The organism is Streptomyces sp. ATLC9 (genome assembly GCF_057196705.1).
Genome location: NZ_JBXUOY010000263.1, coordinates 1 through 7,053 on the forward strand (window position 1 = coordinate 1; position 7,053 = coordinate 7,053).

A 7,053-nucleotide genomic window follows, 5' to 3' on the forward strand; every position below is an offset into this window, starting at 1 on the left:
CCGCCGGGCCGTTCCGTACGGCCCGGCGGGAAACGGTGCGCCGTGTGCTCCTCTCACCCCACGGGGCGGCTACCGCGCGTGAGCGGTCACCTCACGGGGGTGAAGTCCCGTGCGCCGAGGAAGTCCGGGCGCGGGACGGGCGCCGCGAACGGCTCCACCGCGGTGTTCTCCACGCTGTTGAAGACGATGAAGACGTTGCTCCGCGGGTAGGGGGTGATGTTGTCCCCGGAACCGTGCATGCAGTTGCAGTCGAACCAGGTCGCCGAACCGGGCTTGCCCGTGAACAGGCGGATGCCGTGCTCACCGGCCAGCCGGGTCAGCGCCTCGTCGGACGGCGTACCCGCGTCCTGCATCTGCAGGGACTTCTTGTAGTTGTCCTTCGGCGTGGCGCCCTCGCAGCCGAGGAACGTCCGGTGCGAACCGGGCATGATCATCAGGGCGCCGTTGGTCTCGTAGTTCTCGGTCAGGGCGATCGAGACGGAGACCGTCCGCATGTTCGGCAGGCCGTCCTCGGCGTGCCAGGTCTCGAAGTCGGAGTGCCAGTAGAACCCCGAGGCCCCGAAGCCCGGCTTGACGTTGATCCGGCTCTGGTGGACGTACACGTCCGAGCCCAGGATCTGACGGGCGCGGCCCACCACCCGCGGGTCCCTCACCAGGCCGGCGAAGACCTCGCTGATCTTGTGGACCTCGAAGACGGAGCGGATCTCCTGGGACTTCGGCTCCACGATCGAACGCTCGTCCGCCCGGATCAGCGGGTCCGAGACCAGCCGGTTCAGCTCCCGGTTGTAGATCTCCACCTCATCGGGGGTGATGAGCTGGTCGATCGCCAGGAAGCCGTCCCGGTCGAAGGACTCCAGGTCCGCGGTCTCGATCGGTCCCGGGGTGCCGGGAGCGGACCACACCGTGGGGTCCTGCCGGGGGGTGATCACCTCGGAGGCGCCCCGGGTCGGGTAGAGGTCTGCGGTGCGTTCGGGTGCGGTGGTCATGGTTCTGCCTTCCTCTCCTCATCGTGCGGCCCTGTACCCGCGTATGGCCGCTTCGCCGCGGGTTCTCTCGCCAGGGCCTCCCGTGTGGTCTCGGCTGACGTCCCGCACCGGCCCGTCTGGCTCGGCCGGTGCGGGACGTCAGCTCTCGTCCGGTTCGGTGAGCAGGGGGTAGACGCCGTTCTCGTCGTGGTCCTCGCGGCCGGTGACCGGCGGGTTGAAGACGCAGACGCAACGGAAATCCGTCTTGGGACGAAGTGTGTGCTTCTCGTGCCCGTCCAGCAAGTACATGGTGCCGGGGGTGATCCAGTGCTTCTCGCCGGTCTCGTCGTTGGTGAGCTCGGCCTCGCCCTCCACACAGAGGACGGCCTCCACGTGGTTGGCGTACCACATCGAGGTCTCCGTGCCCGCGTAGAGCACGGTCTCGTGCAGCGAGAAGCCCACACGCTCCTTCGCGAGCACGATCCTCTTGCTCTCCCAGGTTCCGGAGGCGGACCTGACGTGGCGGTCGGTGTCCTCGATTTCCTGTAGCGATCGGACGATCACGGTGAAGTGGTGCCTTTCCGGTCAGAGGCCCATCCGCGGAAAAGCCTGCGGGATGGGCCGTTCGGGTGGTGCGTGCGGCGACCGGACGCCCCCGGCGCCGGAACGGGCGCCGGGGACGGGCGGTGCCGCGGGTGTCAGGCGGTCTCGCGGACCGCGCGGGCCAGGGTGCGCAGGCCCTCGTCCAGCTCCTCGGGGGAGATCGTCAGCGCCGGAAGCAGCTTGACGACCTCGCTCTCGGGGCCGGAGGTCTCGATGAGCAGTCCGAGCTCGAAGGCACGGGAGGCCACGGAGCCGGCACGGGCCTTGTCGTGGAACTCCATGCCCCACACCAGGCCGCGGCCTCGGACGTCGGCCACCTCCTCGGGGTGCTCGGCGGCGATGGCGCGCAGGGCGGCCTCGACCTGCTCGCCGCGTGCGAGCGTCTGCTTCTCCATCTGCCCGTCGGCCCAGTAGGTATTCAGGGCCGCGGCGGCGGTGACGAAGGCGGGGTTGTTGCCGCGGAAGGTGCCGTTGTGCTCGCCGGGCTCCCACACGTCCAGCTCGGGCCGGAACAGGGTCAGCGCCATCGGCAGCCCGTAGCCGCTGATCGACTTGGAGACGGTGATGATGTCGGGGGTGATCCCGGCCTCCTCGAAGGAGAAGAAGGCGCCGGTGCGGCCGCAGCCCATCTGGATGTCGTCGACGATCAGCAGCATGTCCTGGCGCTCGCACAGGTCGGCCAGGGCGCGCAGCCACTCGGCCCGGGCGACGTTGATGCCGCCCTCGCCCTGCACGGTCTCGACGATCACGGCGGCCGGCCGGTTCAGGCCGGAGCCGGAGTCCTCCAGCAGGCGCTCGAACCACAGGAAGTCCTCGACCTTGCCGTCGAGGTAGCGGTCGAACGGCATCGGGGTGCCGTGCACCAGGGGGACGCCGGCGCCGGCGCGCTTGAAGGCGTTGCCGGTCACCGCCAGGGAGCCCAGGGACATGCCGTGGAAGGCGTTGGTGAAGGAGACGATCGACTCCCGGCCCTTGACCTTGCGGGCCAGCTTCAGGGCCGCCTCGACGGCGTTGGTGCCGGTCGGGCCGGGGAACATCACCTTGTGGTCCAGGCCGCGCGGCTGCAGGACCACCTTCTGGAAGGTCTCCAGGAAGGCGCGCTTGGCCGTGGTGGACATGTCCAGGCCGTGGGTGACGCCGTCGCGCTCCAGGTAGTCCAGCAGGGCGCGTTTGAGGACCGGGTTGTTGTGCCCGTAGTTCAGTGATCCGGCGCCGGCGAAGAAGTCGAGGAACGCGTGGCCGTCCTCGTCGTACATGTGGCTTCCGCGCGCCCGGTCGAAGACGGTGGGCCAGCCGCGGCAGTAGCTGCGCACCTCGGATTCGAGGGTCTGGAAGATGCTCAGGTCGGGCTGGGTGATGGTCACGGCGATCTCCTGGGAGATGGATTGCGGGAGGAGTGAGAAGTCTTCAGGGTGCCGGGGCGCGGTGCGGCGCGCCGCGCGGCGGTCAGCCGCCGGCGGCGGCCGGTGCGGTCGCTGCGGAGGCCAGGGTGGGAACGGGCCCGATCCGGTACAGCACCTCGGGCTCGTGCCCCTCCTCCGGGAACAGCGCGCCCTCGAAGAGGACGTCGCGCCGCACCGGTGCGCCGTGGCGCTCCGCGTAGGAGGTGAACAGTCGGTTGGAGGCGGTGTTGTCAGGGGTGATCGTCGTCTCGATCCCGTCGATGCCCAGTTCCTCGGCGGCGCGGGTGGTCAGCCCGTCGAGCATCGCCGCGGCGAGGCCGCGTCCGCGCTGCCCGTGGTCGACGGCGACCTGCCAGACGACCAGGGTCCGCGGGTGCCGCGGCCGGACGTAGCCGGTTATGAAACCGACCGGCTCACCGTCGCCGTCGCGCGCCACCACCGAGGTGGCGGCGAAGTCGCGGCACCACAGGAGGTAGCTGTAGGAGGAGTTGAGGTCGAGGACCCGGGAGTCGCGCGCGATCCGCCAGATCGCTGCGCCGTCCTCCACGCGGGGCGCGTCGAGCTTCAGTCCCTCCGGCATTTCGATGGTCTTTCTGTGGGCACCTGCATGGTCTGCTTGTGCGGCGGTCATGCAAATCCAATTTACCCAGAGCGAACTCAAATCACATCGAGGTCAGGGGTTACGCGGACGCGCTTCGTGTGTTATCGCGCGCAGGTGCGCACGCGCACGGAGGGCGATGCGTTATGCCTGGTGTGCCCCGTATTTTCCGGGCAAAAGGGAAGTGGTGTTGAGTCCGTCACAGATCCATAACGAGCGCGGAACGTGTCCGAAATACGCGGTTCGCCGATGTCAAATCTTAGTGTTTAAGGACCGCGTGAGCGGGCATAAGCGTACGGGATTCTATTCAGATGGAATGCCCGTAAATTCATCTTCGATTCATGGAAGATATCCCGGTGAAACCGGATCGTGAGGTTCTTCGGGGAACTCGGCGGAAGCCCCGGGCCGGCGGACGTCCCGCCCCGCGGGTTCGGTGTGCGGCGTCCGCGTGCTCTCGTGCGCGCGGTCGGAGCCCGTCCGGGCCGGCGTCAGCATCCGCTCCAGTTCGGCGATGCCGCGCGAGGTCTGGCTCTTGACGGTGCCGACCGAGATGCCCAGGGTTCGGGCGGTCTCCCTCTCCGACAGGTCGAAGGCGTGCCGCAGCACGACACAGGCCCGCTTGCGCAGCGGCAGCCGGGCGAGCGCCTCGCGCACGTCCAGCACCGCGGGCACGTCCGGATCGTCGACGCGGTCGGGCCGCTGGGACCAGAACAGGGCGATCCGGCGGCGCTCGCGCACCAGGCTGCGCAGCCGGGTGCGCGCCATGGAGACGACCACGTTCCGCGCGTACGCCGACGGATGCCCGTCCGCGCGCACGCTCTCCCACCGGCGCCACACCGCGACGAGTGCGTCGGCGGCGAGGTCGTCGGCCCCCTCGGGATCGCTCAGGAGCAGATAGGCGAGGCGGGACAGATCGGCGTAGTGCCGGTCGAAGAAGGCGTGGAACTCTTCGGCGGGGGCGTCCACGCGACCTCCTCAGGGCTGACGGGTCCTGTGAAGCGGTGCGCCACGACCCCCTGCGGCTGCGTGAGCGTAGCAGGGGACTCGTACAGTGCGGCATATGAGCGAGCGCGGGAATTTCCACATCCGGGGACGGGTCCTGACCGGGCCCGGCCCCGACGACGTCCGAGACCAGATGTGGGTCGTGGACGGGCGGATCACCTACGAGCGGCCCACCGGGCCGCTGGAGACGGTCACGGTCGAGGGCTGGGTGCTGCCCGGGCTGGTGGACGCGCACTGCCACGTCGGACTCGACGCCCACGGCGCCGTCGACGAGGCCGCCAGCGAGAAGCAGGCGCTCACCGACCGCGACGCCGGGACGCTGCTCATCCGGGACGCCGGGTCGGCGGCCGACACCCGGTGGATCGACGGCCGCGAGGACCTGCCGCGCATCATCCGGGCCGGCCGCCACATCGCCCGCACCAGGCGCTACATCCGCAACTACGCCCACGAGATCGAACCCGGGGACCTGGTGGCCTACGTGCGGCGCGAGGCGCGGCGCGGCGACGGCTGGGTCAAGCTCGTCGGCGACTGGATAGACCGCGAGCGGGGCGATCTGGCCGCCTGCTGGCCGCGCGGCGCGGTGGAGGCCGCCATCGCCGCCGCCCACGAGGAGGGCGCGCGGGTCACCGCCCACTGCTTCGCCGGGGAATCACTGCGCGACCTGGTGGAGGCCGGGATCGACTGCGTCGAGCACGCCACCGGTCTGACCGAGGAGACCATCCCGCTCTTCGCCGAGCGGGGCGTCGCCATCGTCCCCACCCTGGTCAACATCGCGACCTTCCCCCGGCTGGCCGAGGGCGGCGAGAAGAGGTTCCCCCGCTGGGCCGACCACATGCGGCGGCTCCACGAGCGCCGCTACGACACCGTGCGCGCGGCGTACGACGCGGGCATCCCGGTCTTCGTCGGCACGGACGCGGGCGGCTCGCTGCCGCACGGGCTGGTCGCCGACGAGGTCGCGGAGCTGGTGGCGGCGGGCATCCCGCCGCTGGACGCCCTGTCCGCGACCACCTGGGCGGCCCGTGCCTGGCTGGGACGCCCGGGGCTGGAGGAGGGTGCCGAGGCGGACCTGGTGGTGTACGAGGCGGACCCGCGGGCCGACGTACGGGTGCTGGCCGCGCCGCGGGCGGTGCTGCTCAGGGGGCGTCCCGTCGGGTGAGGGGCGTGTGCCGCGCCTGTCCGCGTCGCAGAGGGATAGACAGTACCCAGGATTCGCGAATCGAAAACTGCACCTGGTGTGACTCTTTCGAGTGAACTAACGCTATGTATTCGCTCTTTCGCTCTACGTGGGTCAACAATGGCGTGGTCTCAGTCACCGGTGCGGGCGATGTCCCCTCTTGGCCGCCGGTGACGTCATGCAATCCGTGGGGGTTTCACCTGTGAACAAGTCTGTCTACGGCCTGCTCGCCGCCGCCGCTCTGGTGGGGGTCACCGCCGCGCCCGCGAACGCCGCCGGCGACGAGGGCTCGGCGAGTGCGGCCGTACTCCGGGCGAACCTGGAGGTCTCCCTGCTCAAGGGCGGCGCCGCCGTACCGCTGGACATCGAGCTCAACTCGGTCAGGGCTCCCAGGAGCGCCGACGAGACCCTGCTGGAAGCCCGGGTGGACGGTGCGAACGGCGGAAAGCCGTTCACCATGCTGGACGCGGAGGCCGCCACCTCGAGGGCGACGGTGGAGGAGGGGAAGGCCGAGGGGTACTCCAACCTGACCGAGGCCAAGGTGTACCTGCCCGGGACGGCGAAGAGGATTCCTGGTACGAAGCCGCTCGTCCACGTCGAGAAGGTCACCTCCGAGGCCGTGTGCGAGGCCGGTGCCGAACCGGACGCGCGGTCCCTGTTCGTCGGCGAGGTCAGGGTGCTCGGCAAGAAGGTCGCGGTGACGGCCGGCGGCACCACCTCGGTCCGGGTGGACGGCGTGGGCACGGTCGAGCTGAAGCCGGCCGAGACCGTGACCACCAGCCGTACGGCCGCCGCCACCGCGCTGAGGCTGGACATCGCGGTGGACCCGGCGAACCTGGGCGTGGCCGGGGTCAAGGGCCGGGTGACGCTGGTGGAGGCGGCCTGCGAGACGCCCGGCGGCGAGGGAGGCGGCAACGGCGGTTCCACCGGGGGCGGTTCCACCGGCTCCACGGAAGGCGGTTCCTCCGGGGGCGGTTCCACCGGCTCCACCGACGGTGGCTCCGCCAGTGGCGGCGGTTCCACCGCGGGCTCCGGCACCGGCGGCTCCACCGATGGTTCCACCGGGGGCTCGACCGGCGGCGACAGCGGCTCGGCCGGTTCCTCCGGCTCCGCCGACGGCGAGGAGAACGACCCGCGGCCGCAGACCGGTCCGCAGCCGTCCGGCGGGAAGCCCGACGGCAGTCTCGCCGAGACCGGCGGCAGTTCGGCCACGCCGTACATCGCCGGCGGGGCCCTGGCGCTCGTCGCCGCGGGCGGCGGGCTGCTGATGCTGCGCCGCCGTGCCTCCGGCGCGGCCGACGCCTGACC

7 protein-coding genes are annotated in these 7,053 nt (G+C 70.7%); 2 read left to right on the forward strand and 5 right to left on the reverse strand.

The annotated features are described in order from the left end of the window. Positions 1-86: 86 nt before the first annotated feature. The 5 genes from thpD to AC2CJA_RS21885 form a co-directional block, all read right to left on the reverse strand. On the reverse strand, positions 87-986 hold the full coding sequence (gene thpD / locus AC2CJA_RS21865) for an ectoine hydroxylase (RefSeq protein ID WP_484604381.1): 900 nt from the start codon (positions 984-986) through the stop codon (positions 87-89). Positions 987-1,124: 138 nt separating this feature from the next. Beyond that, positions 1,125-1,529 (reverse strand): ectoine synthase, encoded by a 405-nt coding sequence (locus AC2CJA_RS21870; protein WP_093655460.1) that lies wholly within the window; start codon positions 1,527-1,529, stop codon positions 1,125-1,127. Between the two features lie 134 nt (positions 1,530-1,663). After that, positions 1,664-2,932, reverse strand: a complete 1,269-nt coding sequence (gene ectB, locus AC2CJA_RS21875; RefSeq protein ID WP_484604382.1) for a diaminobutyrate--2-oxoglutarate transaminase — start codon at positions 2,930-2,932, stop codon at positions 1,664-1,666. 82 nt (positions 2,933-3,014) lie between these two features. Then, entirely contained in the window at positions 3,015-3,551 is a 537-nt protein-coding gene (gene ectA, locus AC2CJA_RS21880; RefSeq protein ID WP_484604383.1) for a diaminobutyrate acetyltransferase, read from the reverse strand. Between the two features lie 357 nt (positions 3,552-3,908). Continuing rightward, entirely contained in the window at positions 3,909-4,535 is a 627-nt protein-coding gene (locus AC2CJA_RS21885) for a SigE family RNA polymerase sigma factor (RefSeq protein ID WP_484604384.1), read from the reverse strand. Positions 4,536-4,629: 94 nt separating this feature from the next. Between AC2CJA_RS21885 and AC2CJA_RS21890 the strand changes: the two genes are divergently transcribed. Beyond that, positions 4,630-5,727: an amidohydrolase family protein gene (locus tag AC2CJA_RS21890; RefSeq protein ID WP_484604385.1), complete on the forward strand. Its 1,098-nt coding sequence runs from the start codon at positions 4,630-4,632 to the stop codon at positions 5,725-5,727. A 220-nt stretch (positions 5,728-5,947) separates the two neighbouring features. Then, a complete protein-coding gene (locus AC2CJA_RS21895; protein WP_484604386.1) occupies positions 5,948-7,051 on the forward strand; it encodes an SCO1860 family LAETG-anchored protein in 1,104 nt (367 codons plus the stop codon). Positions 7,052-7,053 lie beyond the last annotated feature (2 nt).